This is a genomic window from Bombilactobacillus thymidiniphilus (assembly GCF_023380245.1).
GTDB lineage: Bacteria > Bacillota > Bacilli > Lactobacillales > Lactobacillaceae > Bombilactobacillus > Bombilactobacillus thymidiniphilus.
This window is the reverse complement of record NZ_CP093365.1, coordinates 1,469,381-1,494,436: the sequence shown is the minus strand read 5'-3', so window position 1 is coordinate 1,494,436 and position 25,056 is coordinate 1,469,381. Positions and strand designations below refer to the sequence as shown.

The window sequence follows — 25,056 nt, the reverse complement described above, 5'->3', positions numbered from 1 at the left end:
TTTTTTTTTTTTTCTTTTTTCCTTATTTTGGATAAAGTGCCTTTATTGGAACTAAACTAAAAAGTATTTTACTAGAATGTCAGATTGAAAAAGTATTTATCTGTGGTTTGACAACGCCACATTGTGTTTCCACTACTACGCGAATGTCTGGTAATTTGGGATTTGATACTTACTTAGTTGAAGATGCAACAGTCTCTTTTGCAATTATGGATTACCAGGGATTTCATTTGTTCGCTAAATGGCCATATCTTAAACGATAAGACATACGTATGCTTTGATTGTAAGCTTGATTTTAAATCAACAATGAATATATTCTTAGATATACCTAATTCATATATACGCGTTGGGTAAATATAAAAGTGTGGGAGGAATAGTAATGAATACTTCTTTTGAAACAAATTGGATCAAAGAAAATATCGAAGCTTTAGATTGTGAAAGCTTACAGTTAATTCAAGGAGGCTCTAGAAAAGATTATAAGGCTGGTTATGCATGGGGGCAAGGCTGTAAGGCATGCTGTAGATATATGGACAATTTTTAAATAATTTTGGAGGAGAAGGTTTTGTTATGGAAAATAATTATTTAGAATTATCAGATAACTCTTTGGGCGAAATTTTGGGAGTCGGACATGCTTATACCGCAGCCGCAATCCGTAGAAATAATAGGTCCATGCAATCGGCTGCAGACTTTGCTTGTGGATTTTATCATGGCTTTTTTGGCTAAATAGTTTGATTGAATTTTTATTATTGGATACTAATCTTTTTATATATATTATTATGGGATTTTATCATATTTAGGAGAATAGCTATATGAGTCATAAAAGATTAACAAACAGACTTATAGTATTACTGGTTTTAGAAGTTTTATTTGAATTTGGTATGGTGAATTTTTCGAGATATCTTCATGAAAACAGCAGTGTGCTTTTTTTATGTTTAGATAAGTTTTTATTCTTGGGTTTACTGATTCTGTTGAATAACTGGCTAACACAACGAAAAATCCCTTTTTCTTTGAAACTCAATAAAGATCAACAAAAAGGCATTTTGGTTGTTGCTGGAATTTTAATTATTATGGGTTTGATGAATGTAAAGAATTTTTTGAATGCCATCGCTGTGGGCTTTATAGCTGGTACGACTGAAGAGTATCTTTTTCGAGGAGTCGTATTGCTAACACTATTGGAATTATTTGATCATTTCCAGTATCTTGTTTGGTTCGGAGCATTTTCTGAATCTATACTCGCAAAGTTTTTCGGCAACAATAATCCAAGTTTTGCAGACGACGGCTATGGGATTTGTGTTTGCTAGTATTTTTGTTAGAACCAATAATTTACTATTTCCTATGTTATGTCATTTTAGCTTAGACTATGTGGTCACTATTCTTTGGGGAATGCAGAATAGTAGCAATATTTCGTTTGGTTGGTAGTGCTATTGGTGTGTCAGTATTTTATTTAATAGTTGGTTTGTTTATTTTGATGCCAATATTGACCGATAATAAGTTAAAAGTTGAAAAATAATGTTTTTGGGAGTGCCTGAAGGAAAAGAATGGATTGAACAACGCTTTGAAACAGCTATTTTGGTGAATCAGTGGCCGGTAAAGACTCATAGTTATTACACTACTATTGTGATTTTTAGAAAGTGGTTGAATTAAACCTGCAATTTCCTTCCTAAAATTAAAATTGTAACTTCGAAAATTGTTGACTTTTAATTTTTGGGGTCTTAATCTTAAGTTAGATATGAGTGTAATAGATAGTTATTTTTCTTAAATAATTTAAAAAATAATCCTACTCCAAAAATTTCATCAACATCTTCTGTAATTACATATTCATCTGGATCATTATCTGCTTTTAAATTACCTAATGTAAAAATAGCAGGGCTAGGTCCAGTGATTTATCTAAATTGATTACTGTAATTATTGATTTCTTTTCCTCAGATGGATAGAGGTGGACAAATGAAATTCACTGTAAATGGATTATCAAAGCGCTATAAAACATCACATATATTGACTAACGTTAATTTTGATTTTGATATGAGTGTGTGCAACATAATTGCACTAATTGGACCGAATGGCATTGGTAAAACTACACTTATGAGATTAATGGCAGGTATTACTATTCCCAATGCTGGTGATATCTCCATAGATAATTCCACTAACTTAACGTACGAAGCTTGGGCGCGAGTAAATACCATCTTTGTTCCGGCTGGTGAAAGAGGATTAAGAAACAAACTGACTATTTACCAAAATTTAGAATATTTTTCGGCTCTAAGTAATCAAAATTATCAAGAAAATGCTGATCATCTAACAAGTTTAGCCAAATTATTTAACATTACTAACTTTGTAAAAAATGATTTTGAAAAACCTCAACTGGTCAAAAGAAAAAGGCATCTTTACTAGTTGCTGCTGCCATGAATTCCAAAATGTTGTTATTAGATGAGCCCTCTAATGGCCTTGATATTGATGCTCAAAAAGAATTAATGACATTGATGTCTAAACTATCGGAACTAGAGAAAATAATTATAGTTTCGTCTCATGATCCGGAATTAATTAGTACAGTGGCGCAAAGCTATGTTTTCTTAGGAAACGGGCGCGTGCTCAAACAGACATTTGGTCAGGTTTCAAAAGAAAAATTAGTTAATAGATATCACCAATTATACGGATTGGGGGTGATAAACGATGATTAGGCAAGGCATTATAAGATTATTCCTGGTTGAATTAAAAATGGAATGGATCACCAGAATGAAATATATTATGGCGTCTATTGGTGATTTTGTGGTCTTTACAGTTACATTTCTAGCAGTGACATTTGTGGCGCCAGTTTCTGCGGTAAACAGCACCTATCATACTAATCAAGGCCTGTTACTTATTATGATTGGTTATATGTTTTGGAATTTAGGTGTTGTAGCGATGGATATTGGCACACAAGTGATTGAAAGTGCTGCCAAGAGTGGGATATTAGAAATAGAGATGTAATCTAAGTATCCACTTTGGCTACTAATATTTATCAGAAACATTGTCACAAATGCCTTTGTGGTTATGTATCTAATATTTCTTGGTGTTGCAACGTCGCTATTTACTAATTTGAAGTTTTCGACAATCTTACTTGCTATTATTTATGTCACAATATTGTCTATGCTTACCAATTTAGGTATGTTAGGTATTGGATTTATATTTGCTTCAGGATCATTGTCGTTTAAAAGAATAGGACAATGGTCTACACTACTCCAAGCAGCGATTATATTATTTTCCAATGTTGGAATACCGTTAACAACTCCACTACAATTAATTGTTCCTTTTTCAGGCGGAATAGAAATTGTGCGAAGCTTAATACTTAATAAGCCTATATCAGTTAACGAATTAATCATCACGTTAATAGTAAACATCTTATGGTTTATTGCTGGGATTGTTGTTTTGAACGTTAGTGTAAAGAATGAACGAAAAAATGGCTCATTTACGGCCTTTTGATTGTAGTAAAAACATATTGTCTAGTACAAGGAAGCAGGTAAATATTTACATGAAAAAAATTCTTTTATTTAATTCGTCAACGCATGATCCTTCTAATTCGGCCATTTTAGCCAAATTAGTCTTAAAGGGATTGGATTATCAGGATATAAATCTAAATAATGTCCAAATAGGTGATGTGCAAGATTTTCGGTTTGCGTCTAGTTGGCCTCGCCAAGATGATGATTATTATCGTATCAGTGAACAGCTCCAAGCAGCTGATGTAATTGTTTTGGCAACACCGGTCTATTGGTATGGTGTCGCTGCCACACTGAAAAGGTTCATCGATCGATGGTCCGAAAGTCTCAAAGTGGATGATAATTTTCGAGCAGCAATGCAAGGCAAACAAATTGTCTTGGTTATTGTTGGTGGCGATAATCCTATAGTTAAAGGTCAACCGATTGTTGAGCAGTTTAATTATATTTGCGAGTTTTTGGGTATGGAATTGTTGACTAGTGTAATTGGAGAAGCTAATCGACCGAATACAATTCAAAATGATTCACACGCGCTGTCTCAAGCTGAGGCGGCTAACACAATGCTTAAAAAATTGTGTCAGTAGGAAATGGAATACAATTGATTCAAAAAGCTTGTTGCTAGCAACAAGCTTTTTTATGTTCAATAATCTTTTCTTTGTGAGGGCACACCTTTTTTGTCAGTAACAATTCAGCAAAAGTCTGATATACCAACGCTGCACCTCTTAGTTGCGTTAAAGCTCGTAAGATGTTCGTGCTTTTTTTAAGTGGCAATTTCATAATCACCTTGTATTGAGAGGTGTGGTCTTTGGGAAAGGATGGAAATGATGTCCATGTTAATATGATTTTTTTTTGATTATTATGCCAGCTTTGTTAAACTTGCCGTTGTTTTTTAAAAGTCGTAATCAAATGACGACAACAGTCCAATTATTGATGATGTGCATTTATTTAATAATATTTTTATTAGCTACTACCACAATGCTTATGAATAATAATTATGATAATGACATTTGTTGTTGGCATGGTTTCTAATATTGGTGATTTGATGATGTAAAGTTATAACAAAAAGTGATTCTAGGGCAATGAATTAGAGAAGAACGAGAAAAAAGAAATTGGACACAAACTCAATGTTAGCCGCCAGTCTGTGTCTAAATAACTTATCCAGATATTGAGCGTCCAATTCAAATTAGTGATCTATTTGCGGTTAGTTTAAACAGTCTGATACGTGATGATGAAAAATTTCAGCAACAGATTAAATTTCAAAAACTACGAAATGGCATGACCTTTTGGGATTTCTTGAGTTATCGTTGGTGGATTATTTTTGTCATTGCTTGGTGTTTAGCGTGGTTACTGCCAATAGTTATTCATGCTCTGAAGTAGTAATCAATAAAAATGATTGAAAATGTATCTTAAAGCATAAAGGATATTCATGACAAAATTAATGAATTATCCTAACCAATATCAATTTACTCTCGCAGAAAATTGCCGTTTTGCACGTGCTAATTGTACATGTAAAATGCGGCTGTTTTTGACAGTACCTAAAGAATATCAGCCTAAGAATGTTACTAAAGACTAAATTTTAAAAGTGACGATTAATTTGTTAAAGGGATATGAAACGCAATTTAGATCAGGATATGTTCAAAATCGTGGAACCAACAAATTTATTGGCTACCCTATTAGAGAGTGCTTGATTAATTACAATAAGCGGGTTCCATATTATGGCACGTATCCAGAAATTAAAAGAAAAATATCAGCAGGTCGTTTATTTGTTTCGCATGGATGAAATTATGCATCGTGAATCGAAAAATTAAAACTTCATCAATATGGATCGCTAATTAACCGATCTGGTGAGCAAGTTGATGTGCATTTATAGAGATTTTAACCAGACTTCATTCTGTTTCTGGAAAATAATGAAGTCTATAGGGTATGAGTAGTGATAAGTTTGTTAGTGAATTATGGAAACAAGATTTGTTACTTTACATGTTCGATCACCAAGCTGAGATGGAATTTGAATAGGAATATGATGATGATGTGTACGTTAACGGTGCGAAATTCCACATTAAAGGTGATAGACAAAATACTATGAACAAGCTTGATCGATTAACTAGTGCTGATGATTAGTTCTAATTCTAGGATTTACATTTTTATTTTTTAATATACCATCTATCCCTTAAAGTTGAGACCGATGAGCAATTAAAAGATTCTTTTGAGTACTACGGCGGATATTAATAAATTATTTTAAAAATATTTATCTCATGTAACTATATTTATGAGCCTGATAAATAATAGTAAATTTGGATCTATTCTATTTATTTATGATTTGTTTATGGATATAACAAATGAATATAGTAAATTTAACAATTAATCAAAATATATTGAATTTGTTGATTGAAAATTGACTGGATCAAATAAATAATCATAAGTTGATATTTTTTAAATGTGTAAATTAATTAAAAATAAAGTATCTATTAAATATATATGATCTTTTGAACGATTAAGATATTTAAAAAATATTAAATGTGTTGAGTTAAATTATATCCTTCGTTTATAGTTTAACTTTTTTGTCTAAAATTTCGTTGTGTACGAAATTGCAAAATGATGTGCTGATGAAATTTAAAAATATTAGTATTAGTAGTAAAATGGTACATCTTTTTATTGAGAATCAATATGAAAACTATATATAAATATTTATAAAAAGTTCCAAAATGATACGGTATATATATATCCTATGAGCTATAGCTCATAGGATATATATATACCGTATCATTTTGGAACTTTTTATAAATATTTATATATAGTTTTCATATTGATTCTCAATAAAAAGATGTACCATTTTACTACTAATACTAATATTTTTAAATTTCATCAGCACATCATTTTGCAATTTCGTACACAACGAAATTTTAGACAAAAAAGTTAAACTATAAACGAAGGATATAATTTAACTCAACACATTTAATATTTTTTAAATATCTTAATCGTTCAAAAGATCATATATATTTAATAGATACTTTATTTTTAATTAATTTACACATTTAAAAAATATCAACTTATGATTATTTATTTGATCCAGTCAATTTTCAATCAACAAATTCAATATATTTTGATTAATTGTTAAATTTACTATATTCATTTGTTATATCCATAAACAAATCATAAATAAATAGAATAGATCCAAATTTACTATTATTTATCAGGCTCATAAATATAGTTACATGAGATAAATATTTTTAAAATAATTTATTAATATCCGCCGTAGTACTCAAAAGAATCTTTTAATTGCTCATCGGTCTCAACTTTAAGGGATAGATGGTATATTAAAAAATAAAAATGTAAATCCTAGAATTAGAACTAATCATCAGCACTAGTTAATCGATCAAGCTTGTTCATAGTATTTTGTCTATCACCTTTAATGTGGAATTTCGCACCGTTAACGTACACATCATCATCATATTCCTATTCAAATTCCATCTCAGCTTGGTGATCGAACATGTAAAGTAACAAATCTTGTTTCCATAATTCACTAACAAACTTATCACTACTCATACCCTATAGACTTCATTATTTTCCAGAAACAGAATGAAGTCTGGTTAAAATCTCTATAAATGCACATCAACTTGCTCACCAGATCGGTTAATTAGCGATCCATATTGATGAAGTTTTAATTTTTCGATTCACGATGCATAATTTCATCCATGCGAAACAAATAAACGACCTGCTGATATTTTTCTTTTAATTTCTGGATACGTGCCATAATATGGAACCCGCTTATTGTAATTAATCAAGCACTCTCTAATAGGGTAGCCAATAAATTTGTTGGTTCCACGATTTTGAACATATCCTGATCTAAATTGCGTTTCATATCCCTTTAACAAATTAATCGTCACTTTTAAAATTTAGTCTTTAGTAACATTCTTAGGCTGATATTCTTTAGGTACTGTCAAAAACAGCCGCATTTTACATGTACAATTAGCACGTGCAAAACGGCAATTTTCTGCGAGAGTAAATTGATATTGGTTAGGATAATTCATTAATTTTGTCATGAATATCCTTTATGCTTTAAGATACATTTTCAATCATTTTTATTGATTACTACTTCAGAGCATGAATAACTATTGGCAGTAACCACGCTAAACACCAAGCAATGACAAAAATAATCCACCAACGATAACTCAAGAAATCCCAAAAGGTCATGCCATTTCGTAGTTTTTGAAATTTAATCTGTTGCTGAAATTTTTCATCATCACGTATCAGACTGTTTAAACTAACCGCAAATAGATCACTAATTTGAATTGGACGCTCAATATCTGGATAAGTTATTTAGACACAGACTGGCGGCTAACATTGAGTTTGTGTCCAATTTCTTTTTTCTCGTTCTTCTCTAATTCATTGCCCTAGAATCACTTTTTGTTATAACTTTACATCATCAAATCACCAATATTAGAAACCATGCCAACAACAAATGTCATTATCATAATTATTATTCATAAGCATTGTGGTAGTAGCTAATAAAAATATTATTAAATAAATGCACATCATCAATAATTGGACTGTTGTCGTCATTTGATTACGACTTTTAAAAAACAACGGCAAGTTTAACAAAGCTGGCATAATAATCAAAAAAATAATCATATTAACATGGACATCATTTCCATCCTTTCCCAAAGACCACACCTCTCAATACAAGGTGATTATGAAATTGCCACTTAAAAAAAGCACGAACATCTTACGAGCTTTAACGCAACTAAGAGGTGCAGCGTTGGTATATCAGACTTTTGCTGAATTGTTACTGACAAAAAAGGTGTGCCCTCACAAAGAAAAGATTATTGAACATAAAAAAGCTTGTTGCTAGCAACAAGCTTTTTGAATCAATTGTATTCCATTTCCTACTGACACAATTTTTTAAGCATTGTGTTAGCCGCCTCAGCTTGAGACAGCGCGTGTGAATCATTTTGAATTGTATTCGGTCGATTAGCTTCTCCAATTACACTAGTCAACAATTCCATACCCAAAAACTCGCAAATATAATTAAACTGCTCAACAATCGGTTGACCTTTAACTATAGGATTATCGCCACCAACAATAACCAAGACAATTTGTTTGCCTTGCATTGCTGCTCGAAAATTATCATCCACTTTGAGACTTTCGGACCATCGATCGATGAACCTTTTCAGTGTGGCAGCGACACCATACCAATAGACCGGTGTTGCCAAAACAATTACATCAGCTGCTTGGAGCTGTTCACTGATACGATAATAATCATCATCTTGGCGAGGCCAACTAGACGCAAACCGAAAATCTTGCACATCACCTATTTGGACATTATTTAGATTTATATCCTGATAATCCAATCCCTTTAAGACTAATTTGGCTAAAATGGCCGAATTAGAAGGATCATGCGTTGACGAATTAAATAAAAGAATTTTTTTCATGTAAATATTTACCTGCTTCCTTGTACTAGACAATATGTTTTTACTACAATCAAAAGGCCGTAAATGAGCCATTTTTTCGTTCATTCTTTACACTAACGTTCAAAACAACAATCCCAGCAATAAACCATAAGATGTTTACTATTAACGTGATGATTAATTCGTTAACTGATATAGGCTTATTAAGTATTAAGCTTCGCACAATTTCTATTCCGCCTGAAAAAGGAACAATTAATTGTAGTGGAGTTGTTAACGGTATTCCAACATTGGAAAATAATATAATCGCTGCTTGGAGTAGTGTAGACCATTGTCCTATTCTTTTAAACGACAATGATCCTGAAGCAAATATAAATCCAATACCTAACATACCTAAATTGGTAAGCATAGACAATATTGTGACATAAATAATAGCAAGTAAGATTGTCGAAAACTTCAAATTAGTAAATAGCGACGTTGCAACACCAAGAAATATTAGATACATAACCACAAAGGCATTTGTGACAATGTTTCTGATAAATATTAGTAGCCAAAGTGGATACTTAGATTACATCTCTATTTCTAATATCCCACTCTTGGCAGCACTTTCAATCACTTGTGTGCCAATATCCATCGCTACAACACCTAAATTCCAAAACATATAACCAATCATAATAAGTAACAGGCCTTGATTAGTATGATAGGTGCTGTTTACCGCAGAAACTGGCGCCACAAATGTCACTGCTAGAAATGTAACTGTAAAGACCACAAAATCACCAATAGACGCCATAATATATTTCATTCTGGTGATCCATTCCATTTTTAATTCAACCAGGAATAATCTTATAATGCCTTGCCTAATCATCGTTTATCACCCCCAATCCGTATAATTGGTGATATCTATTAACTAATTTTTCTTTTGAAACCTGACCAAATGTCTGTTTGAGCACGCGCCCGTTTCCTAAGAAAACATAGCTTTGCGCCACTGTACTAATTAATTCCGGATCATGAGACGAAACTATAATTATTTTCTCTAGTTCCGATAGTTTAGACATCAATGTCATTAATTCTTTTTGAGCATCAATATCAAGGCCATTAGAGGGCTCATCTAATAACAACATTTTGGAATTCATGGCAGCAGCAACTAGTAAAGATGCCTTTTTCTTTTGACCAGTTGAGGTTTTTCAAAATCATTTTTTACAAAGTTAGTAATGTTAAATAATTTGGCTAAACTTGTTAGATGATCAGCATTTTCTTGATAATTTTGATTACTTAGAGCCGAAAAATATTCTAAATTTTGGTAAATAGTCAGTTTGTTTCTTAATCCTCTTTCACCAGCCGGAACAAAGATGGTATTTACTCGCGCCCAAGCTTCGTACGTTAAGTTAGTGGAATTATCTATGGAGATATCACCAGCATTGGGAATAGTAATACCTGCCATTAATCTCATAAGTGTAGTTTTACCAATGCCATTCGGTCCAATTAGTGCAATTATGTTGCACACACTCATATCAAAATCAAAATTAACGTTAGTCAATATATGTGATGTTTTATAGCGCTTTGATAATCCATTTACAGTGAATTTCATTTGTCCACCTCTATCCATCTGAGGAAAAGAAATCAATAATTACAGTAATCAATTTAGATAAATCACTGGACCTAGCCCTGCTATTTTTACATTAGGTAATTTAAAAGCAGATAATGATCCAGATGAATATGTAATTACAGAAGATGTTGATGAAATTTTTGGAGTAGGATTATTTTTTAAATTATTTAAGAAAAATAACTATCTATTACACTCATATCTAACTTAAGATTAAGACCCCAAAAATTAAAAGTCAACAATTTTCGAAGTTACAATTTTAATTTTAGGAAGGAAATTGCAGGTTTAATTCAACCACTTTCTAAAAATCACAATAGTAGTGTAATAACTATGAGTCTTTACCGGCCACTGATTCACCAAAATAGCTGTTTCAAAGCGTTGTTCAATCCATTCTTTTCCTTCAGGCACTCCCAAAAACATTATTTTTCAACTTTTAACTTATTATCGGTCAATATTGGCATCAAAATAAACAAACCAACTATTAAATAAAATACTGACACACCAATAGCACTACCAAACGAAATATTGCTACTATTCTGCATTCCCCAAAGAATAGTGACCACATAGTCTAAGCTAAAATGACATAACATAGGAAATAGTAAATTATTGGTTCTAACAAAAATACTAGCAAACACAAATCCCATAGCCGTCGTCTGCAAAACTTGGATTATTGTTGCCGAAAAACTTTGCGAGTATAGATTCAGAAAATGCTCCGAACCAAACAAGATACTGGAAATGATCAAATAATTCCAATAGTGTTAGCAATACGACTCCTCGAAAAAGATACTCTTCAGTCGTACCAGCTATAAAGCCCACAGCGATGGCATTCAAAAAATTCTTTACATTCATCAAACCCATAATAATTAAAATTCCAGCAACAACCAAAATGCCTTTTTGTTGATCTTTATTGAGTTTCAAAGAAAAAGGGATTTTTCGTTGTGTTAGCCAGTTATTCAACAGAATCAGTAAACCCAAGAATAAAAACTTATCTAAACATAAAAAAAGCACACTGCTGTTTTCATGAAGATATCTCGAAAAATTCACCATACCAAATTCAAATAAAACTTCTAAAACCAGTAATACTATAAGTCTGTTTGTTAATCTTTTATGACTCATATAGCTATTCTCCTAAATATGATAAAATCCCATAATAATATATATAAAAAGATTAGTATCCAATAATAAAAATTCATTCAAACTATTTAGCCAAAAAAGCCATGATAAAATCCACAAGCAAAGTCTGCAGCCGATTGCATGGACCTATTATTTCTACGGATTGCGGCTGCGGTATAAGCATGTCCGACTCCCAAAATTTCGCCCAAAGAGTTATCTGATAATTCTAAATAATTATTTTCCATAACAAAACCTTCTCCTCCAAAATTATTTAAAAATTGTCCATATATCTACAGCGATGCCTTACAGCCTTGCCCCCATGCATAACCAGCCTTATAATCTTTTCTAGAGCTCCTTGAATTAACTGTAAGCTTTCACAATCTAAAGCTTCGATATTTTCTTTGATCCAATTTGTTTCAAAAGAAGTATTCATTACTATTCCTCCCACACTTTTATATTTACCCAACGCGTATATATGAATTAGGTATATCTAAGAATATATTCATTGTTGATTTAAAATCAAGCTTACAATCAAAGCATCACTGTATGTCTTATCGTTTAAGATATGGCCATTTAGCGAACAAATGAAATCCCTGGTAATCCATAATTGCAAAAGAGACTGTTGCATCTTCAACTAAGTAAGTATCAAATCCCAAATTACCAGACATTCGCGTAGTAGTGGAAACACAATGTGGCGTTGTCAAACCACAGATAAATACTTTTTCAATCTGACATTCTAGTAAAATACTTTTTAGTTTAGTTCCAATAAAGGCACTGTTTACAGTTTTATCCAAAACAATTTCTGAAGGTAAAGGTTCAGACTGCTTTTAAAACTAAAAACCAGTATTCTGAAAATAAAATCGTGATTTAGGATCATCACTAATATGATGTACATTAATAACTAACCCGTTGCGCTGGCGAAAAGCCTGTAACAGTTAATGCACGTTATTTCAAGCAAATTCTTTATTACTCACTCCCCAATGCCGTCGCGAAAAGTTTTTTGGACATCAATTACTAATAGGGTTACATTGTCCATACCCAATTTTCCCATTAATTAATAATTAACTATATTTTAGAAATTAGCTTAAACTTGAGAATCTTTATTTTTACTGTCAATTCCAATTTTGTAATATATAGCAAATTAAAACATAATTGAGAGCAGTAAAAAAAAGCGCGCTTTTATAAAAGCACGCTCTTCATCAATACTACTTGTTATGAACTACCCGTACAAAGGCAAAATACTCAGAAGCCACTAGCGCCAATAATAGTAATAAACCAATGTAAATCGATGCATACACTGAAATAACCGTAACGATAGTTAGCCCAATCGCAGATGTTGTCAGAATCAAAGAAAACTTTTGCGCTTTAGTCAGTTTAGCGGTGTCCCCTTGGAAAGAAATTGCCGTGGCAATCGCACCCACAACGATCATCACTCCGAAAAAAATGTGTAATCCAATCATTAATATTCCTCCTGTTTAATTTATTATACCGGACACTGTAAAATTCAAGCTATAGTTAATATCAAGATTTTTATAAATTAATTATGATCTATTTTTATTTTAGGTTTACTTCTGATTCCAAAAATCAGTACGATAAAATACAGTCCTGAATAGGGACAAACAAATAAATAAAGTTAATAACATCACTACCAATAATTTATCCCACATCAGGCAAATAATTATCAACCAAGTAGCCTGTTTTGCCACTACTTAAGTATTTTAAAAACCATTCACAGTGATCCTCTACTTTTTATAAGATCTGAATAAGCTTTGATAGGCTGATCTACAAACAACACATTACCAATTGTTCCCAAAATTGATATCAATATAACAACAATCTTGTAATCAAGAAATTTAATTATGAAAAAGAAACCAATTCCAACCACAAAGTTAACAAACCGCGTAAAAACGTCTCCCAAAATAATTGATTCAGCAATTAAATCTTTGTCCGTAATAATTTGACCAATCGTTGCAGTTCCTACGCGAAAAAAATAAATACTGACACCAAATATAAGAGTAGCTAATAGTAGAGAGGACATTGTTTGTAAACTTAATGCAATAATAGTAGCTAACAGTCCACCAAAAGGAACTAACTTGTAAAAACGAGGTAACAATTTTACATTAGTCATAATCTTACCCCAAAAAAGCTCCTGACAAGATGAAAGCAATACTTAATGTTGTTTCATACGTAGTTTGAATTTTAGATGACAATTGCGCTTGATTTTCTGCAATTGCCATAATCACCATGGGGGCAGCAATCTCCCAGGTGTTAAAAACAAAACCATTCGCGCTACGAACTAAATTTAAAAAAACAACATTTTTATTTTTTATGGCTAAAAGATAATTTTTGAAAGGATATTTTGGAATATCTACATTACTCTTATTTAGTGGTTCATATTTCTTAAGAATGAACCATGCAATTAAAGCTACCAATTGAAGAAACAACACTACTACACAACTAGCTAAAACAATGCAGTAATTAACTAGCAAATAGCCTAGTATAGGTGCAATCAACGTGAATGTTTGTAATAAAATATGATAACCATTGTTAGATTGGATCTGATCTTCAACATCATTCTCAAAAATATCTACCAACTCATAATTATAATTAGCAGATTCAATTCCTTGAATCAGATTGATCACAACAATACAGCAATATAGGGGAATCTTTTGTTGATAAAATATAAAAAACAAAAACTCCGCAACTAAACTAACCATCGATAGTAATATACCTAACTTAAATCCCTTAAAATGGATAATTAAAAAAGGTGCAATCATCCCGCTAAGTGAAACAGCCAGCAGACCTAACAGTACTAAAAAGCCTGAAGAAGCACCAGAATTATCTATTTTATATAAGAAGATAGTTGCGAAATAAAGCACTACTGCCTTACTAAAATTGGAAAATGTTGTTAAATAAATAGATAATCTTTTTTTATTGTTTAACCATTTATAAATTGATGCCATAGTTTAATTGTCTTTTCATCTAATTTACCAGCTACCAGGAATTTTATATTAGGAGCATAAGCAGAAACTTTCTGCAATTTAGCATACATCATTAAAATTAAAAAAACAATCTATTTTACAATTTATTTTTAATATAAATTCCTTATGTTAATCAGTTTATCATATTAGCAACTACTTTGGACCTTCAAAAATTAATAGGATTAAGCTGTCTGGGCAGCAAAGACAGCACCCAAAAGGCAACTTTACTCCAATTTATTGTTCAAGTAAAAATCATTCCAAATTTACTAAAAAAATACTAACCTGGCATTGGGGTCGAAATTTACTGATCACCTGTTTCACATCATGCAAATACAAATAATTGGTAACTAATTGATCTAAGACCCGTTGCTTATTTTTAAAATACCTAAAAACTGTGCTAATACTGGTCCACCACTAAAAATAATTTTTTAGTTTTCATAATAACTTCCCGTTTAATTCCAATGCTCAACAGCGTACATATTTCATGCTTTGCGTGTGAGCATTTACTTTAAAAAAGCCAATAATATCACACTTCCATAGGAATGCTTGCATTGAAAAATATCAGTATGTTATTGGACAATTAGTTTCAATTTAATATCCATTTTTCATCTATTGCAGAAATCGTCAAAAAGTGCGCAACTTTATTTATCTGAATATATGACATCATCATCTCTTCATTTTTCGACACTTGTCCTTGACTTAAAGTCACTCAATTGACAACAGTTTTCACTTTTAAACAAAAATAAAGAGCCACTTAATTAGCTTTAAAGCTTAACTAGGTGGCTTTTTAAATGACACTTTGCTCGCAAAAGCTTTAATCATCATCTAAAATAAACTGTTGTTCACTTTGGCGCGCTTTTGTATCATAAACAGCCAGTTTATGTTGCAATAAAATCAAAGTAGCTGACAATTCATTAATTTCTTGTTCAATGCGCTGCGCTTGTGTACTTAATACCTCTTTAAGTAAAGCAATTGTGGCATCATTACCCGCAATAACTAAGCTAACATATTGTTTTAAAGCAACGACAGATACTCCAGCGCGACGCATCTTTTTGGCAAATAGCAACTGGCGAATATTCTTACCAGTAAAATTGTGTGACCCATCTTGATAACGGTCTACCGGAATAATTAAACCGCTCTTTTCATAATAACGAGTAGTATCCAGTGGCAAACCAGTTTGCACAATGGCTTCTTTTATTTTCGTAAATTAATTAGGCTTCTTTTTATTTTTAGAATGAATTGTAAAACACACAACAATAAAAGTTAAAACAACTAAAATTAAAGAAATTTGCATCGCATGTTGATACATTACTGCCGTAGATTGAAATGGCTCTATCAACAAGGTAATTAAAGCTAATCCTACTGATGAACCAATCTGATGGGCAGTGTTAGTTACACTGATGGCAGCACCAGCTTCATTTTGATAAGCTCCTGCCGTATCGACTAATCGATAACCAGTCCTAATAGCTGGAGTACGGCTGTTTTAGTCTGCTCTGCTGGAATCTGATAAACACCAAAACCGAGTGATGGTATTTGAACACCATTATTTAATGTTTTATATTCCATAAACTTACCTCCACAATTCATGCATAAAAGGGTATCTTAAACTCTGGAGTTGACACCAGAGCAAGTATATTTTTAATTAAAAATAAAAAGACAGCTCCCCGAGTTAACTGGAACTATTAAGCCATTATCTAAACAAACTAGAAATGATCCAACATTGTGTCCTCCACTATTTAATTTCAGAAAATAAAAAAGCCGTCTAATGACGGCCTATGTTATTATTTGACTGATATAGTCAAAATTGGAAGGACAAAAAAACAGGAAACAAAAAAAGGAAAATATTAATATGGGAAACTTAAATATGCAAAATAAGTTTGGCTGTGGCTGAGGGGGGTCTCAGCCACAAATTCATTGTATCAAATAAAAATTAAAAAACAAGAATTAACCATTAAATATTTGTCGTTTCGTGAGAAAAACAAATCCTTTTTGTTGTGCAATTCAATTAAAATTTGTACTTTGTTATAATAAAAATAAAAAAGGAGGTAGTTAAATGGATCGAACTGAATCAGTTACCCTTACCAACATGTGCATGATTACCAATGCTGACAAAATTCTAGTCTTAAATCGTGTTGATCCTAATTGGCCAGGCTTAACTTTCCCCGGCGGCCATATTGAAGCACATGAATCTATTACGGAGTCCGTTATCCGCGAAGTGCAAGAAGAAACTAATCTGACGATTACCCAGCCAAAATTAGTGGGTGTCAAGCAATTTTACGATGCTGAACATCATCGCTACCTAGTCTTTTTTTATCGTGCCAACCAATTTAGTGGTGAGCTAAAATCATCACGTGAAGGCAATCTGAAATGGCTGACGAAAGAAGAATTACTACAATCTCCTTTGGCACCTAACTTTGATCATGACCTGCCACTATTTTTTGATGAACAATTTAATGAACACCTATTAGATGGGCAACGTGATGTATTGTTTTAAAATAAAAAATGCTATTCGGATAGCACCGTCATAGCGCAATACATAAATGATTATTATTTAAATGAATACCAACAAAATATATGCTTTTATTGATTAAATTTCAAGTTTTTTATAAATTAATGAATATATTAAATATGATACTAATAAAAATACAATGACAGATATAATTATATTTAAGTCAATATTTACAGAGGGGCTACACGATGCAACCAAGTCAATAACAAAATGAGTTAGTATCGGAAAAATAATATTATTAGACACTTTATATAACAGACACAAAAACATTCCTATAACAAAGGCAAAAAAAACTTGTACGATTGTATATTTAAAGCTTTGAGAGTTATTAATGATATTAAAAAAATGTGCAAATGCAAAAAATAATGATCCAATAATAGAAGCTATCAAAAAAGATTTTTTACTTTTTACAAAAATTTTATAAAGAATAGTAAACAATATAGCGCGATAAAATATTTCTTCAGATAATGCATAAGAAAAATTACCAAAAATCATATTATACTTAAATAAATGAAAAGAGAAATTATTATTAATAATAAAAGAAATAAAAATAGTTATTGCCATTATCTTCAAACTACACTTTAAAAAATTAGTCTTTTGAAACAGATCTATTTTTAATATACCAATAGCCAAAATAATTCTAATTGTAGAAATAGTAACTCTTTGCATCGTCATTCTGTCATTCAAAGAAAAGTTAAAAAGATCACCTAATAGTCCTCCGAGCATAAAACCTAAAATATATCCCAATAACAAAACTATTATACCTTTAAATATCAAAATAATTTTTTCATTCACTATTACACATTCTCCTTAATTATAAAATGAAAATACTATCAATCATCACTATTTTCATTAACACTTACTCTTTAATCTATACTGTTCTATCTGCTTGACAAATAAGATTTTAATGAATCTATCTTCTGTCTAAATTCATAAGGATGGTAAACATAGTTCATCGATAAATTGATAACGATAACTTTTGAATCATTAAGATACAAATTTAAAACTATCGGATTTTTACTTGATAACATGGCTGGAAAAAAATACCATAAGCGGTCGTCATAGGCAGAGGTAATTTGATGTCCTCAAACTTATTATAGTCACCTTGTAATTGATAAGATGCAATAGAACTTAGATCAATATTTTGTGGTCGCCTAAACGGAAATACCATCAATAAAATACGTTTCGTCAAAGTACTCATATCATAATAATAAATTTTTTGGTGCTTAATTTTTAAAAAAAACATCTAAAACATCCATCTTGCTGGCATAACTTAAAATAGCCAAAATAAAGTAAATGACAAAAGTTAAGAATCACAAATCGTATCTAAACACAGAACCAATAAATAGACTACAAACTGCACTAATAACAAAACTAACGATAATCCTACTTCATACATAATAATATTCATAAAATATAGTAGTTGATATCTTAATAATCACAAGCTATTTATCAAAGACACATTTCCCAGGAAATAAATTGTCTTATGAAATACAAATCAAGCTATTATAAAAACATATATCTAATCAATTTTTACAAGTAATATTTACAAAAAATATAAACAAAAAAACTGTTATAAAAAAAAACATCATTGGTCTTAGTCTTATATTATGAACTAGTATTGTCTAAAATTACCAGCTTGAAATTTATATTTATATTAACTAAGTTTGAAATAAATAAAAAGAAAGGGGGTAATGATATGCTTAAAAGTAATTCTAGTTTACAAAAGTTTCAAAGTATTAATTCTCAAAGTTTATCTCTAGTCATTGATGGAAAAAAACATGGCTTTTGGTGGACATGTGGTGATGCTGTAGGTAGTTTTTTATCTGGATTAATTAATTAAATATTTTGAACCAAACTTGGAAAAGAGCATGTCATATTATATGAAAGAAAAATTTCATAAATTATTTAAAAATTTCAGAGCACGCCCCAAATGGCAGCAAGTAATGATTATTTTGATCTATTTTTTTGTTTCTGGTATTTTATGACAAATAAAGTCATGGAGAGGTTAAAAATGAAAACCAATCAATTAAACAATTTCAAAGCAATTGATGATACAAATCTACAATCTGTAAATGGAGGCTATAATAGAGCCGCACATACTATCGGACATATAGCAAAAGTGGGCATTGCATTTCTTCCCCTCCTATTTTGAGGATGACGGTTAACTAAATTAGTTAGGAGATAATTAAGTGATGAATCAACTCATAAAATTTAACACCATAGATGATAAAGATCTTTTAAACATTGCAGGTGAAAAGTGGTATCAATTCGCTATAGATTTTGTACACGGCTTTAATAGTAAGGGGCACAAATTTTGGTAATTAAAGTAATTAATTAAATCTATATCTTTACTAATAACAGCATTAAACAAATAATAAAACCTGGGAAGCTAATTCAAAAAATCTGCCTCTTGGGTTTTATTATTTGTGTAATATTATTATTATGGAAAATTAGAAAATTATTCATTGCTATTGATATATGTATCATCAAAATATATTATAAAAATATGTTGATATGTTAAAAATTTTTACAAAAAAATAATAGTAATGGAAAAATAATATGGATCTTGGAGAAAAAATAAAAAATAATCGCCAAAAAAAGCATTTAACTCAAGAACAATTGGGACAAAAAATGATGGTTTCACGTAAAACTATTTCCGGTTGGGAAAATAATCGTAGCCTACCTGATATTAAAACCTTGCTCGAATTAAGCAAAATTTTCAATATATCTTTAGATAAGTTAACTGAAGATGACACAGCTATTACGGAACATTATGAAAAGCAAGAGAAAGCAACTCATCGTAATACTTATATAGAATATATTTTATATTTTTTACTTATTTTTTTACTAATTTTTAGCTACTTAAAATTATTTGGTCTTATTCAACAAATTAAGTTTGTTTCCTCAACAATGTTAATCGTACTAATAGTATACTTACTATTTTTTACTGAATGGCAAAGATTTAAAACAAAAAAGAAATTAGTTTGGCTACTAATTTTCCTTGCAGGGTCTCTAATATTTAATATTGTAATAGTTTTACCGGATCCATATGTCCTACAATCATTTTCTAATGATCCCGTTGTCAATCTAGGGGAAACTATAAGTCTCTTACTGACAATCATCATGAATACACTGTCTTTAATTGCAGTACTGATGTTACATCCTACAATCAATCGAAAACTTAGTGGTAACGACTAAAACCGTTTAGAAATCTATGGAAATAAGACTGATGTCCTCCTTCAACATTAATTAATTCTTTTTCTTTATCACTCAAAATTTTAAATTGATCACTTTTTTTCATTATGATGTAAATCCTCCTTTTCTCCACTTTGAATGGTAGTTCAATTTACGTAACAAGGTCAAGCTGTGTTTTTAAGACACGATAAATAATGAATATTGCTAGATTTTATACAAGTCTTAAATAATCAGCTTGCACTTCTTTTTTTATATTTATTAGAATACTCAATATTAATAACTGAACGGAAGTAAAATAATGCGAAATTAGCTCGCAATATTTTGCAGGCTGATTTTTTTAAATTAGTAATAAATATTACACTGGAGCGAAAACATAATGAGTTTAAAAAAGAAAATTACTGCTGCAATTATCTTGATTCTGGTTTATTTTATGGTTGGACATGTTTTGATTCATCACGTTGCCGAAAATTCACTACGCTACGGGATCAGCAGATTTTTATTTGAAGTTTTTTTGGCTTTAATTGCTTTATACATTATTAAAACAACTAAATTAGTACTTACATCGCCCCAACACAGACATTGGGGTAGTTATTTAGTCGTCTTAATTCTCATTGTATTAATTTCTTTCGTACAAAATATTCCGGAAGATATTGTGCTCACTTTTCAGTATTCGCTACCACAACAAATCAACTTTTTATTGATCGCGCTAGCTGCGGGAATTTTTGAAGAAGTTTATTGTCGTGGATTGTTATTCAATATTTTTCTTCAATTAATCAGCAAACGGCAAAATAATCTAGTATTAGCAGCAATTTACAATAGTGGTATCTTTGCTCTCTTGCACTTCAGCAATTATTTCTTTCATCACCAAAACTTGCAAGTAACTTTACAACAAATTGTTTATGCTACTGCTATTGGAACTCTTTTTTCTTTGATTAGAGTGCTCGCCAACGGACTAACGCTCCCCATTATTATTCACGCTCTGATCGACTTCACCCCTAATATTACGGGCAACAGTAGCGGTGGCAGCTGGTTAGTTGTGCTAATTTTCAGTGGATTATTATTTATTCCATCAATAATAATACTGGCTAAACTCGGTAAAACTTGTTGAAATAAAAAAGTTAACTACCACTATTAATTGCCATGAATAGCAAAATTTAAGAGTGACACTGAATTTAATATATACGTATCACAATTAAGAAATAATTTCTGCAGGAAGCTGACTCATCGGGGGAAATGTGAACTTAAGTTAGACTATCGTTTATTTCTTTTTGAAACTATCACTATTATTTGAAGATTAGTTACTGCATAAACTCTTTTTACAGCAATTATTTTTTTTAAATAATTGTACTTTAATAAAACGCAAAATTTATCATCAAGAAGAATTTTAGCAATAATTAAAGCATAAAATAATCAAATTATTATAAATAAACTATCAATATTTACCAAAAATAATAAAATATTTTAGATTTAAGCTTTATTAATGAGAAGAACAATTAAAAATAAGATTACTTTTTAGCATAATTTTTAAAAAATCACAAAATTCAATTTTGCTGAATCATACCCTGCTGCACTCTTTTTTTATTACTTAGCTCTGTATTTTTATTTTTATAAGCTCAAAATTTTTCATCATTATCAAAATAAATATTTTAACATTTTGATTTTTGCAAATATAATGGTCATTCTATTCTTTAAAAATGGAGTGAACACAAAGTATCACTAGCTTATCCGAACCAACTTGGATTGAAAATTCTAGTATGAGCAAAGGTAAATATCATGATCGTCAAGATCTAGGGTTTATTTTATGGGAAAGTAAAGTTTTAAAAGTTCGCCAAGTTAATCCAGACTTTCAAGATAAATTAACTTTACGATTATTAGGTTTTGACTCCAAAATGGAACGTAACTTCTAACTGCAAAGTATTGGTGCTGATAGTCCGTTAGTTCCATTTATTGATACCCCTTATGGCAATACTTCTGCCAAAATTGAAGATAATCACAAAGAAAAACTGTTACCAATTTACATGAACATCATATGCAATAGAATTTGTTCAATTCATACAACGACGTACTCCTGATCCTGGTGCATAGCTCATTAGTAGTCGATCCACTCTGGTAAAAATATAATGTCTTTCTGATTTTTTTCTAGCAAAACTTCAAGATCTTTCCAATTGATTCAAACTAAAACCTGACTCCAATATTTTAGTTGTAGGCGTAATTACATTAGTGGAGACGCTTCACAGTTGTTTTTTACGTAATGGTTTAATTTGTATAGCTGATTTTCCTTCAAGAAAACTAATTATATATTGTACTAATTCATACTTAGTACCGTAAGTTGGCAAATGATATTTTTGACAAATTGCGACCAACTCATTTTTATACCAACAATATTTTTGAAATGTACTGACTGTCATTTTTGTAGTAAATTGTGGTTGATTCATTAAAAGTGCCCCTATGAATATCTTATCTTAGGATCTCTGATTTTTTTGTGAATTATTGTTGACTTAAAGTAACTCTAAGAAAGTATAATTAGTGTAATTTAATTAGGGAGGTAAAGTAAATAACAATGAGTTTAACAGTTAATTTATACTACACTGGGAAAATGGTTCAGCGCAAAAATTTGCTCAAGAAATGATTGCTAGCGGCATCGTAGCGCGAATTAAACAAGAAATTGGTAATATGAAATACGGTTATTTTGTCTCGTTAACCGATCCAGAAACAATTCTCTTAATTGATAGTTGGTCTAATCAAGCAGCGTTGGATAAGCATCATGCTTCTCAAATGATGCAAGACTTAGCTAAATTACGAGAAAAATATGATTTACACATGCATGTAGAACGTTACCAAGACGATACACCCCGCTAAAAATGATGAATTTATCCGTAAGTAAAAAAGTAATACATTTTAAATTTCTGCCAACACACTAAGTAAGTAATATTTCATACATGAAAGAACCATCATTAGTATATCAAAAATAAGCCGTAATTTTCTTATACGCTATCGCCTCTTGTGAGTAAACCGGTTGCCGTCAAACATTTTAATAAATATGTAGTAAGTGAGCTATTTAAATTTATAGCTCACTTATCATCTTTAAACAAATACTATTTTGAAAAGCTTAATAGTCCATTTAATTAATTAACCTTCCTTTGGAACAGTCGAATCTAAAGTGTCATAAAATTCATCCGTCACTTGTTCCAACCACTCAGCATCCCCAGTCGTAATTGCTAGATGGCTAAACCAAGAATCTTTAGTTGCCCCATGCCAATGCTTGACACCATCATGGGCGATCACTACATCACCAGGATTTAATAACTGAGCAGGCTTACCTTCTTCTTGATACCAGCCTTGACCACCAGTTACTAATAAAATCTGACTGCCATGATGATGAATATGCCAATTATTGCGACATCCCGGTTCAAAAGTCACATTAGCAACAGGAACACTGACATCATCCGAAGGTGTCACCAAAGAATTATTATAACTTTGTCCAATAAAATATTGCGCATAAGCATCATTCATTGATCCGGTCGCGAACACTCCAGGTTGTTCAATGTTATCTTCTGCCATAATGAATCCTCCTAATTATTGCCAGATTTCTTTAGCACGATTGAAAGTCGACCAAGCTTTAGGCCAACCAACATAAAAAGCTAAGTGCGTAATTTCAGCGACAATTTCTTGCCTAGTGATACCATTATTTTTACCAATTTGTAAATGAGTTGCTATTTGCTCAGTATTACCCATCGTAATTAGTGCCGCAATCGTAATTAAAGAACGATCATGCGCACTAAGTTCATCTTCTTTATCCCACACTTCGCCAAATAACACATCATCATTGAGTTGCGCAAATTGTGGTGCAAAATCACCAAGCTGTTCTCTGCCAGCAGTTTGTTTTTTAGCCATTATAATCCTCCCAGTTACTTGTCAGTCTTTTCATATACGGGAAAGCCATTGAACTCACCGTAATCTTGAATATGATCAATTTGCTTCAGTTGTTTAAGACCTTCTTGTTTAATCATAAAATTCAACTGAGTGTTAGCAATAATATGACTCGAAGTTGTTGACTTAGGTAAGGGCAACATACCTAAGTCTAGACAATAGCGCAAACATAACTGCGCCACACTGACATCATACTTAGCTGCCATTTGCTGTAAAATTGGATTCTGGAGAATGGCTCCGTGTGCAACTGGTGAATAAGCTTCAACTAATATATCATGTTGTTGGCAATAATCTAATAAATCAAATGGAGTATTGGAAACATGTGCTAACACTTGATTCACCACCGGTTTAACTGTTCCATTAGTCAAAATATTGTCTAAATCAGTTTTTTCAAAATTGGAAACACCAATCGCTCTAATTTTCCCGACCTTATAAGCATCTTCCAAAGCTTGCCAAGCAGCTAAATTTCCCGCAAAGTAATGCTCACCATTGCGAAATTTATCCCAAGGTTGTGGTGAATGAATGATCATCAAATCAACATAATCTAAACCCAAATCGGTCAATGACTGATCAATAGCTTCAACTGCTTCAGGATAAGATTTAATATCAGCCGCTAATTTAGTCGTTATAAAGAGCTTATCGCGAGAGATATCACTTTCGCGTAAAGCCACACCAATTCCTTTTTCATTGCCGTAGGCCTCCGCAGTATCAATATGACAATACCCAGCTGTTAGAGCTTGCTTTACCGGCTCTTGAACCTTATCATTATCAATTAACCAAGTTCCAAAACCTAACTTAGGGATTTTAACACCATTAGCTAACGTATAAGTTTCATCAAGAATAGTCATACTTTGCA

The 25,056-nt window shown here is 31.4% G+C and carries 41 protein-coding genes and 3 pseudogenes; 20 read left to right on the top strand and 24 right to left on the bottom strand.

The genetic code is table 11. The features are described 5' to 3' along the window. Window positions 1-44: 44 nt before the first annotated feature. The 13 genes from MOO47_RS07625 (at window position 45) to MOO47_RS07575 (ending at window position 5,037) form a co-directional block, all read left to right on the top strand. The gene (locus tag MOO47_RS07625; protein WP_260523922.1) at window positions 45-260 is read left to right on the top strand and encodes an isochorismatase family protein; all 216 of its coding nucleotides are present in this window, start codon (window positions 45-47) and stop codon (window positions 258-260) included. 116 nt (window positions 261-376) lie between these two features. Then, the gene (locus MOO47_RS07620; protein WP_249512841.1) at window positions 377-538 is read left to right on the top strand and encodes a hypothetical protein; all 162 of its coding nucleotides are present in this window, start codon (window positions 377-379) and stop codon (window positions 536-538) included. 26 nt (window positions 539-564) lie between these two features. Beyond that, window positions 565-720: a hypothetical protein gene (locus tag MOO47_RS07615; protein ID WP_249512831.1), complete on the top strand. Its 156-nt coding sequence runs from the start codon at window positions 565-567 to the stop codon at window positions 718-720. An 86-nt stretch (window positions 721-806) separates the two neighbouring features. Continuing rightward, window positions 807-1,298, top strand: coding sequence for a hypothetical protein (locus MOO47_RS07610; RefSeq protein WP_249512832.1), 492 nt, complete (start codon window positions 807-809; stop codon window positions 1,296-1,298). Next, window positions 1,198-1,416: a CPBP family glutamic-type intramembrane protease gene (locus MOO47_RS07800; RefSeq protein ID WP_396022072.1), complete on the top strand. Its 219-nt coding sequence runs from the start codon at window positions 1,198-1,200 to the stop codon at window positions 1,414-1,416. Before MOO47_RS07610 ends, MOO47_RS07800 begins: the two co-directional genes overlap by 101 nt. Before the next feature lie 90 nt (window positions 1,417-1,506). Next, on the top strand, window positions 1,507-1,641 hold the full coding sequence (locus tag MOO47_RS07685) for a hypothetical protein (RefSeq protein ID WP_260523906.1): 135 nt from the start codon (window positions 1,507-1,509) through the stop codon (window positions 1,639-1,641). Between the two features lie 300 nt (window positions 1,642-1,941). Then, entirely contained in the window at window positions 1,942-2,385 is a 444-nt protein-coding gene (locus MOO47_RS07605; RefSeq protein ID WP_249512833.1) for an ATP-binding cassette domain-containing protein, read from the top strand. Window positions 2,386-2,408: 23 nt separating this feature from the next. Then, the gene (locus MOO47_RS07600; RefSeq protein WP_249512834.1) at window positions 2,409-2,672 is read left to right on the top strand and encodes an AAA family ATPase; all 264 of its coding nucleotides are present in this window, start codon (window positions 2,409-2,411) and stop codon (window positions 2,670-2,672) included. After that, window positions 2,665-2,961 carry a hypothetical protein gene (locus MOO47_RS07595; RefSeq protein ID WP_249512835.1) on the top strand — a complete coding sequence of 99 codons (297 nt, stop codon included), beginning with the start codon at window positions 2,665-2,667 and terminating at the stop codon, window positions 2,959-2,961. Before MOO47_RS07600 ends, MOO47_RS07595 begins: the two co-directional genes overlap by 8 nt. Window positions 2,962-3,024: 63 nt before the next feature. Beyond that, window positions 3,025-3,453, top strand: a complete 429-nt coding sequence (locus tag MOO47_RS07590) for a hypothetical protein (RefSeq protein WP_249512836.1) — start codon at window positions 3,025-3,027, stop codon at window positions 3,451-3,453. Window positions 3,454-3,502: 49 nt separating this feature from the next. Further along, on the top strand, window positions 3,503-4,048 hold the full coding sequence (locus MOO47_RS07585; RefSeq protein WP_249512837.1) for a flavodoxin family protein: 546 nt from the start codon (window positions 3,503-3,505) through the stop codon (window positions 4,046-4,048). 274 nt (window positions 4,049-4,322) lie between these two features. Next, window positions 4,323-4,493, top strand: a complete 171-nt coding sequence (locus MOO47_RS07580) for a hypothetical protein (RefSeq protein WP_249512840.1) — start codon at window positions 4,323-4,325, stop codon at window positions 4,491-4,493. A gap of 397 nt (window positions 4,494-4,890) precedes the next feature. Further along, a complete protein-coding gene (locus MOO47_RS07575) occupies window positions 4,891-5,037 on the top strand; it encodes a hypothetical protein (protein ID WP_249512839.1) in 147 nt (48 codons plus the stop codon). Between the two features lie 2,320 nt (window positions 5,038-7,357). Here MOO47_RS07575 and MOO47_RS07570 read toward each other — a convergent pair. The 18 genes and pseudogenes from MOO47_RS07570 to MOO47_RS07495 form a co-directional block, all read right to left on the bottom strand. After that, the gene (locus MOO47_RS07570) at window positions 7,358-7,504 is read right to left on the bottom strand and encodes a hypothetical protein (protein WP_249512839.1); all 147 of its coding nucleotides are present in this window, start codon (window positions 7,502-7,504) and stop codon (window positions 7,358-7,360) included. Window positions 7,505-7,901: 397 nt separating this feature from the next. Further along, window positions 7,902-8,126 carry a hypothetical protein gene (locus MOO47_RS07565; protein WP_249512838.1) on the bottom strand — a complete coding sequence of 75 codons (225 nt, stop codon included), beginning with the start codon at window positions 8,124-8,126 and terminating at the stop codon, window positions 7,902-7,904. A gap of 221 nt (window positions 8,127-8,347) precedes the next feature. Beyond that, entirely contained in the window at window positions 8,348-8,893 is a 546-nt protein-coding gene (locus MOO47_RS07560) for a flavodoxin family protein (protein ID WP_249512837.1), read from the bottom strand. Between the two features lie 49 nt (window positions 8,894-8,942). Further along, window positions 8,943-9,371 (bottom strand): hypothetical protein, encoded by a 429-nt coding sequence (locus tag MOO47_RS07555; RefSeq protein ID WP_249512836.1) that lies wholly within the window; start codon window positions 9,369-9,371, stop codon window positions 8,943-8,945. Between the two features lie 63 nt (window positions 9,372-9,434). Beyond that, complete coding sequence (locus tag MOO47_RS07550; RefSeq protein WP_249512835.1) at window positions 9,435-9,731, bottom strand: hypothetical protein; 297 nt, start codon at window positions 9,729-9,731, stop codon at window positions 9,435-9,437. Further along, on the bottom strand, window positions 9,724-9,987 hold the full coding sequence (locus tag MOO47_RS07545) for an AAA family ATPase (RefSeq protein WP_249512834.1): 264 nt from the start codon (window positions 9,985-9,987) through the stop codon (window positions 9,724-9,726). Before MOO47_RS07545 ends, MOO47_RS07550 begins: the two co-directional genes overlap by 8 nt. Window positions 9,988-10,010: 23 nt before the next feature. Further along, window positions 10,011-10,454 (bottom strand): ATP-binding cassette domain-containing protein, encoded by a 444-nt coding sequence (locus tag MOO47_RS07540; protein ID WP_249512833.1) that lies wholly within the window; start codon window positions 10,452-10,454, stop codon window positions 10,011-10,013. A gap of 300 nt (window positions 10,455-10,754) precedes the next feature. Beyond that, window positions 10,755-10,889 carry a hypothetical protein gene (locus MOO47_RS07680; protein ID WP_260523906.1) on the bottom strand — a complete coding sequence of 45 codons (135 nt, stop codon included), beginning with the start codon at window positions 10,887-10,889 and terminating at the stop codon, window positions 10,755-10,757. Beyond that, the gene (locus MOO47_RS07795; RefSeq protein ID WP_396022071.1) at window positions 10,889-11,194 is read right to left on the bottom strand and encodes a CPBP family glutamic-type intramembrane protease; all 306 of its coding nucleotides are present in this window, start codon (window positions 11,192-11,194) and stop codon (window positions 10,889-10,891) included. Before MOO47_RS07795 ends, MOO47_RS07680 begins: the two co-directional genes overlap by 1 nt. After that, window positions 11,094-11,585, bottom strand: a complete 492-nt coding sequence (locus tag MOO47_RS07535; RefSeq protein WP_249512832.1) for a hypothetical protein — start codon at window positions 11,583-11,585, stop codon at window positions 11,094-11,096. Before MOO47_RS07535 ends, MOO47_RS07795 begins: the two co-directional genes overlap by 101 nt. Before the next feature lie 86 nt (window positions 11,586-11,671). Next, window positions 11,672-11,827 carry a hypothetical protein gene (locus MOO47_RS07530; RefSeq protein WP_249512831.1) on the bottom strand — a complete coding sequence of 52 codons (156 nt, stop codon included), beginning with the start codon at window positions 11,825-11,827 and terminating at the stop codon, window positions 11,672-11,674. 26 nt (window positions 11,828-11,853) lie between these two features. Continuing rightward, window positions 11,854-12,015, bottom strand: coding sequence for a hypothetical protein (locus MOO47_RS07525; RefSeq protein ID WP_249512830.1), 162 nt, complete (start codon window positions 12,013-12,015; stop codon window positions 11,854-11,856). Between the two features lie 118 nt (window positions 12,016-12,133). Further along, window positions 12,134-12,388, bottom strand: a pseudogene (locus tag MOO47_RS07520) (isochorismatase family protein); the annotation flags it as partial. Between the two features lie 399 nt (window positions 12,389-12,787). Beyond that, entirely contained in the window at window positions 12,788-13,042 is a 255-nt protein-coding gene (locus tag MOO47_RS07515) for a hypothetical protein (RefSeq protein WP_249512828.1), read from the bottom strand. Window positions 13,043-13,311: 269 nt separating this feature from the next. Further along, the gene (locus MOO47_RS07510; protein WP_249512827.1) at window positions 13,312-13,710 is read right to left on the bottom strand and encodes a hypothetical protein; all 399 of its coding nucleotides are present in this window, start codon (window positions 13,708-13,710) and stop codon (window positions 13,312-13,314) included. 4 nt (window positions 13,711-13,714) lie between these two features. After that, window positions 13,715-14,545 (bottom strand): hypothetical protein, encoded by an 831-nt coding sequence (locus tag MOO47_RS07505; protein WP_249512826.1) that lies wholly within the window; start codon window positions 14,543-14,545, stop codon window positions 13,715-13,717. Window positions 14,546-15,377: 832 nt separating this feature from the next. Next, a complete protein-coding gene (locus tag MOO47_RS07500; protein WP_260523921.1) occupies window positions 15,378-15,761 on the bottom strand; it encodes a MerR family transcriptional regulator in 384 nt (127 codons plus the stop codon). A 213-nt stretch (window positions 15,762-15,974) separates the two neighbouring features. Then, window positions 15,975-16,129: pseudogene (locus MOO47_RS07495) on the bottom strand (aldo/keto reductase); the annotation flags it as partial. A 487-nt stretch (window positions 16,130-16,616) separates the two neighbouring features. On the opposite strand from MOO47_RS07495, the gene MOO47_RS07490 reads away from it, so the two are divergent. Next, the gene (locus MOO47_RS07490; RefSeq protein ID WP_249512824.1) at window positions 16,617-17,057 is read left to right on the top strand and encodes an 8-oxo-dGTP diphosphatase; all 441 of its coding nucleotides are present in this window, start codon (window positions 16,617-16,619) and stop codon (window positions 17,055-17,057) included. Window positions 17,058-17,150: 93 nt separating this feature from the next. Here the strand turns inward: MOO47_RS07490 and MOO47_RS07485 are convergent, their stop codons facing one another. Further along, window positions 17,151-17,867, bottom strand: coding sequence for a CPBP family intramembrane glutamic endopeptidase (locus MOO47_RS07485; protein ID WP_249512823.1), 717 nt, complete (start codon window positions 17,865-17,867; stop codon window positions 17,151-17,153). Window positions 17,868-18,078: 211 nt separating this feature from the next. Then, window positions 18,079-18,318: a hypothetical protein gene (locus MOO47_RS07480; RefSeq protein WP_249512822.1), complete on the bottom strand. Its 240-nt coding sequence runs from the start codon at window positions 18,316-18,318 to the stop codon at window positions 18,079-18,081. A 453-nt stretch (window positions 18,319-18,771) separates the two neighbouring features. Here MOO47_RS07480 and MOO47_RS07475 point away from each other — a divergent pair, with 453 nt between their 5' ends. From MOO47_RS07475 to MOO47_RS07455, 5 genes are all read left to right on the top strand, one after another. Next, window positions 18,772-18,915 (top strand): hypothetical protein, encoded by a 144-nt coding sequence (locus MOO47_RS07475; RefSeq protein WP_249512821.1) that lies wholly within the window; start codon window positions 18,772-18,774, stop codon window positions 18,913-18,915. 90 nt (window positions 18,916-19,005) lie between these two features. Continuing rightward, window positions 19,006-19,227 carry a ComC/BlpC family leader-containing pheromone/bacteriocin gene (locus tag MOO47_RS07470; protein WP_249512820.1) on the top strand — a complete coding sequence of 74 codons (222 nt, stop codon included), beginning with the start codon at window positions 19,006-19,008 and terminating at the stop codon, window positions 19,225-19,227. A gap of 407 nt (window positions 19,228-19,634) precedes the next feature. Next, the gene (locus tag MOO47_RS07465; RefSeq protein ID WP_249512819.1) at window positions 19,635-20,273 is read left to right on the top strand and encodes a helix-turn-helix domain-containing protein; all 639 of its coding nucleotides are present in this window, start codon (window positions 19,635-19,637) and stop codon (window positions 20,271-20,273) included. A 373-nt stretch (window positions 20,274-20,646) separates the two neighbouring features. Further along, window positions 20,647-21,378, top strand: coding sequence for a CPBP family intramembrane glutamic endopeptidase (locus tag MOO47_RS07460; protein WP_249512818.1), 732 nt, complete (start codon window positions 20,647-20,649; stop codon window positions 21,376-21,378). 646 nt (window positions 21,379-22,024) lie between these two features. Then, complete coding sequence (locus tag MOO47_RS07455) at window positions 22,025-22,177, top strand: hypothetical protein (RefSeq protein WP_249512817.1); 153 nt, start codon at window positions 22,025-22,027, stop codon at window positions 22,175-22,177. Between the two features lie 324 nt (window positions 22,178-22,501). Here MOO47_RS07455 and MOO47_RS07450 read toward each other — a convergent pair whose 3' ends face one another. Then, window positions 22,502-22,705 (bottom strand): SAP domain-containing protein, encoded by a 204-nt coding sequence (locus tag MOO47_RS07450; RefSeq protein WP_249512816.1) that lies wholly within the window; start codon window positions 22,703-22,705, stop codon window positions 22,502-22,504. Between the two features lie 125 nt (window positions 22,706-22,830). On the opposite strand from MOO47_RS07450, the pseudogene MOO47_RS07445 reads away from it, so the two are divergent. Beyond that, window positions 22,831-23,154 (top strand): annotated as a pseudogene (locus MOO47_RS07445) (putative quinol monooxygenase). A gap of 245 nt (window positions 23,155-23,399) precedes the next feature. Here the strand turns inward: MOO47_RS07445 and MOO47_RS07440 are convergent. The 3 genes from MOO47_RS07440 to MOO47_RS07430 are packed head-to-tail and all read right to left on the bottom strand — an operon-like array spanning window position 23,400 to window position 25,048. After that, window positions 23,400-23,831 carry a cupin domain-containing protein gene (locus MOO47_RS07440; RefSeq protein WP_249512815.1) on the bottom strand — a complete coding sequence of 144 codons (432 nt, stop codon included), beginning with the start codon at window positions 23,829-23,831 and terminating at the stop codon, window positions 23,400-23,402. A gap of 15 nt (window positions 23,832-23,846) precedes the next feature. Then, window positions 23,847-24,164, bottom strand: coding sequence for a carboxymuconolactone decarboxylase family protein (locus MOO47_RS07435; protein ID WP_249512814.1), 318 nt, complete (start codon window positions 24,162-24,164; stop codon window positions 23,847-23,849). Window positions 24,165-24,178: 14 nt separating this feature from the next. Further along, window positions 24,179-25,048 carry an aldo/keto reductase gene (locus MOO47_RS07430; RefSeq protein ID WP_249512813.1) on the bottom strand — a complete coding sequence of 290 codons (870 nt, stop codon included), beginning with the start codon at window positions 25,046-25,048 and terminating at the stop codon, window positions 24,179-24,181. Window positions 25,049-25,056: the final 8 nt, after the last annotated feature.

Excerpts from the sequence above, each read along its gene's own strand:
- MOO47_RS07620 (WP_249512841.1), top strand. The coding sequence starts at position 377 with ATGAATACTTCTTTTGAAACAAATTGGATCAAAGAAAATATCGAAGCT.
- MOO47_RS07615 (WP_249512831.1), top strand. The coding sequence starts at position 565 with ATGGAAAATAATTATTTAGAATTATCAGATAACTCTTTGGGCGAAATT.
- MOO47_RS07610 (WP_249512832.1), top strand. The coding sequence starts at position 807 with ATGAGTCATAAAAGATTAACAAACAGACTTATAGTATTACTGGTTTTA.
- MOO47_RS07685 (WP_260523906.1), top strand. The coding sequence starts at position 1,507 with ATGTTTTTGGGAGTGCCTGAAGGAAAAGAATGGATTGAACAACGCTTT.
- MOO47_RS07605 (WP_249512833.1), top strand. The coding sequence starts at position 1,942 with ATGAAATTCACTGTAAATGGATTATCAAAGCGCTATAAAACATCACAT.
- MOO47_RS07600 (WP_249512834.1), top strand. The coding sequence starts at position 2,409 with ATGTTGTTATTAGATGAGCCCTCTAATGGCCTTGATATTGATGCTCAA.
- MOO47_RS07595 (WP_249512835.1), top strand. The coding sequence starts at position 2,665 with ATGATTAGGCAAGGCATTATAAGATTATTCCTGGTTGAATTAAAAATG.
- MOO47_RS07590 (WP_249512836.1), top strand. The coding sequence starts at position 3,025 with ATGTATCTAATATTTCTTGGTGTTGCAACGTCGCTATTTACTAATTTG.
- MOO47_RS07585 (WP_249512837.1), top strand. The coding sequence starts at position 3,503 with ATGAAAAAAATTCTTTTATTTAATTCGTCAACGCATGATCCTTCTAAT.
- MOO47_RS07580 (WP_249512840.1), top strand. The coding sequence starts at position 4,323 with ATGCCAGCTTTGTTAAACTTGCCGTTGTTTTTTAAAAGTCGTAATCAA.
- MOO47_RS07575 (WP_249512839.1), top strand. The coding sequence starts at position 4,891 with ATGACAAAATTAATGAATTATCCTAACCAATATCAATTTACTCTCGCA.
- MOO47_RS07570 (WP_249512839.1), bottom strand. The coding sequence starts at position 7,504 with ATGACAAAATTAATGAATTATCCTAACCAATATCAATTTACTCTCGCA.
- MOO47_RS07560 (WP_249512837.1), bottom strand. The coding sequence starts at position 8,893 with ATGAAAAAAATTCTTTTATTTAATTCGTCAACGCATGATCCTTCTAAT.
- MOO47_RS07555 (WP_249512836.1), bottom strand. The coding sequence starts at position 9,371 with ATGTATCTAATATTTCTTGGTGTTGCAACGTCGCTATTTACTAATTTG.
- MOO47_RS07550 (WP_249512835.1), bottom strand. The coding sequence starts at position 9,731 with ATGATTAGGCAAGGCATTATAAGATTATTCCTGGTTGAATTAAAAATG.
- MOO47_RS07545 (WP_249512834.1), bottom strand. The coding sequence starts at position 9,987 with ATGTTGTTATTAGATGAGCCCTCTAATGGCCTTGATATTGATGCTCAA.
- MOO47_RS07540 (WP_249512833.1), bottom strand. The coding sequence starts at position 10,454 with ATGAAATTCACTGTAAATGGATTATCAAAGCGCTATAAAACATCACAT.
- MOO47_RS07680 (WP_260523906.1), bottom strand. The coding sequence starts at position 10,889 with ATGTTTTTGGGAGTGCCTGAAGGAAAAGAATGGATTGAACAACGCTTT.
- MOO47_RS07535 (WP_249512832.1), bottom strand. The coding sequence starts at position 11,585 with ATGAGTCATAAAAGATTAACAAACAGACTTATAGTATTACTGGTTTTA.
- MOO47_RS07530 (WP_249512831.1), bottom strand. The coding sequence starts at position 11,827 with ATGGAAAATAATTATTTAGAATTATCAGATAACTCTTTGGGCGAAATT.
- MOO47_RS07525 (WP_249512830.1), bottom strand. The coding sequence starts at position 12,015 with ATGAATACTTCTTTTGAAACAAATTGGATCAAAGAAAATATCGAAGCT.
- MOO47_RS07515 (WP_249512828.1), bottom strand. The coding sequence starts at position 13,042 with ATGATTGGATTACACATTTTTTTCGGAGTGATGATCGTTGTGGGTGCG.
- MOO47_RS07510 (WP_249512827.1), bottom strand. The coding sequence starts at position 13,710 with ATGACTAATGTAAAATTGTTACCTCGTTTTTACAAGTTAGTTCCTTTT.
- MOO47_RS07505 (WP_249512826.1), bottom strand. The coding sequence starts at position 14,545 with ATGGCATCAATTTATAAATGGTTAAACAATAAAAAAAGATTATCTATT.
- MOO47_RS07490 (WP_249512824.1), top strand. The coding sequence starts at position 16,617 with ATGGATCGAACTGAATCAGTTACCCTTACCAACATGTGCATGATTACC.
- MOO47_RS07480 (WP_249512822.1), bottom strand. The coding sequence starts at position 18,318 with ATGTTTTTTTTAAAAATTAAGCACCAAAAAATTTATTATTATGATATG.
- MOO47_RS07475 (WP_249512821.1), top strand. The coding sequence starts at position 18,772 with ATGCTTAAAAGTAATTCTAGTTTACAAAAGTTTCAAAGTATTAATTCT.
- MOO47_RS07470 (WP_249512820.1), top strand. The coding sequence starts at position 19,006 with ATGGCAGCAAGTAATGATTATTTTGATCTATTTTTTTGTTTCTGGTAT.
- MOO47_RS07465 (WP_249512819.1), top strand. The coding sequence starts at position 19,635 with ATGGATCTTGGAGAAAAAATAAAAAATAATCGCCAAAAAAAGCATTTA.
- MOO47_RS07460 (WP_249512818.1), top strand. The coding sequence starts at position 20,647 with ATGAGTTTAAAAAAGAAAATTACTGCTGCAATTATCTTGATTCTGGTT.
- MOO47_RS07455 (WP_249512817.1), top strand. The coding sequence starts at position 22,025 with ATGAGCAAAGGTAAATATCATGATCGTCAAGATCTAGGGTTTATTTTA.
- MOO47_RS07450 (WP_249512816.1), bottom strand. The coding sequence starts at position 22,705 with ATGAATCAACCACAATTTACTACAAAAATGACAGTCAGTACATTTCAA.
- MOO47_RS07440 (WP_249512815.1), bottom strand. The coding sequence starts at position 23,831 with ATGGCAGAAGATAACATTGAACAACCTGGAGTGTTCGCGACCGGATCA.
- MOO47_RS07435 (WP_249512814.1), bottom strand. The coding sequence starts at position 24,164 with ATGGCTAAAAAACAAACTGCTGGCAGAGAACAGCTTGGTGATTTTGCA.
- MOO47_RS07430 (WP_249512813.1), bottom strand. The coding sequence starts at position 25,048 with ATGACTATTCTTGATGAAACTTATACGTTAGCTAATGGTGTTAAAATC.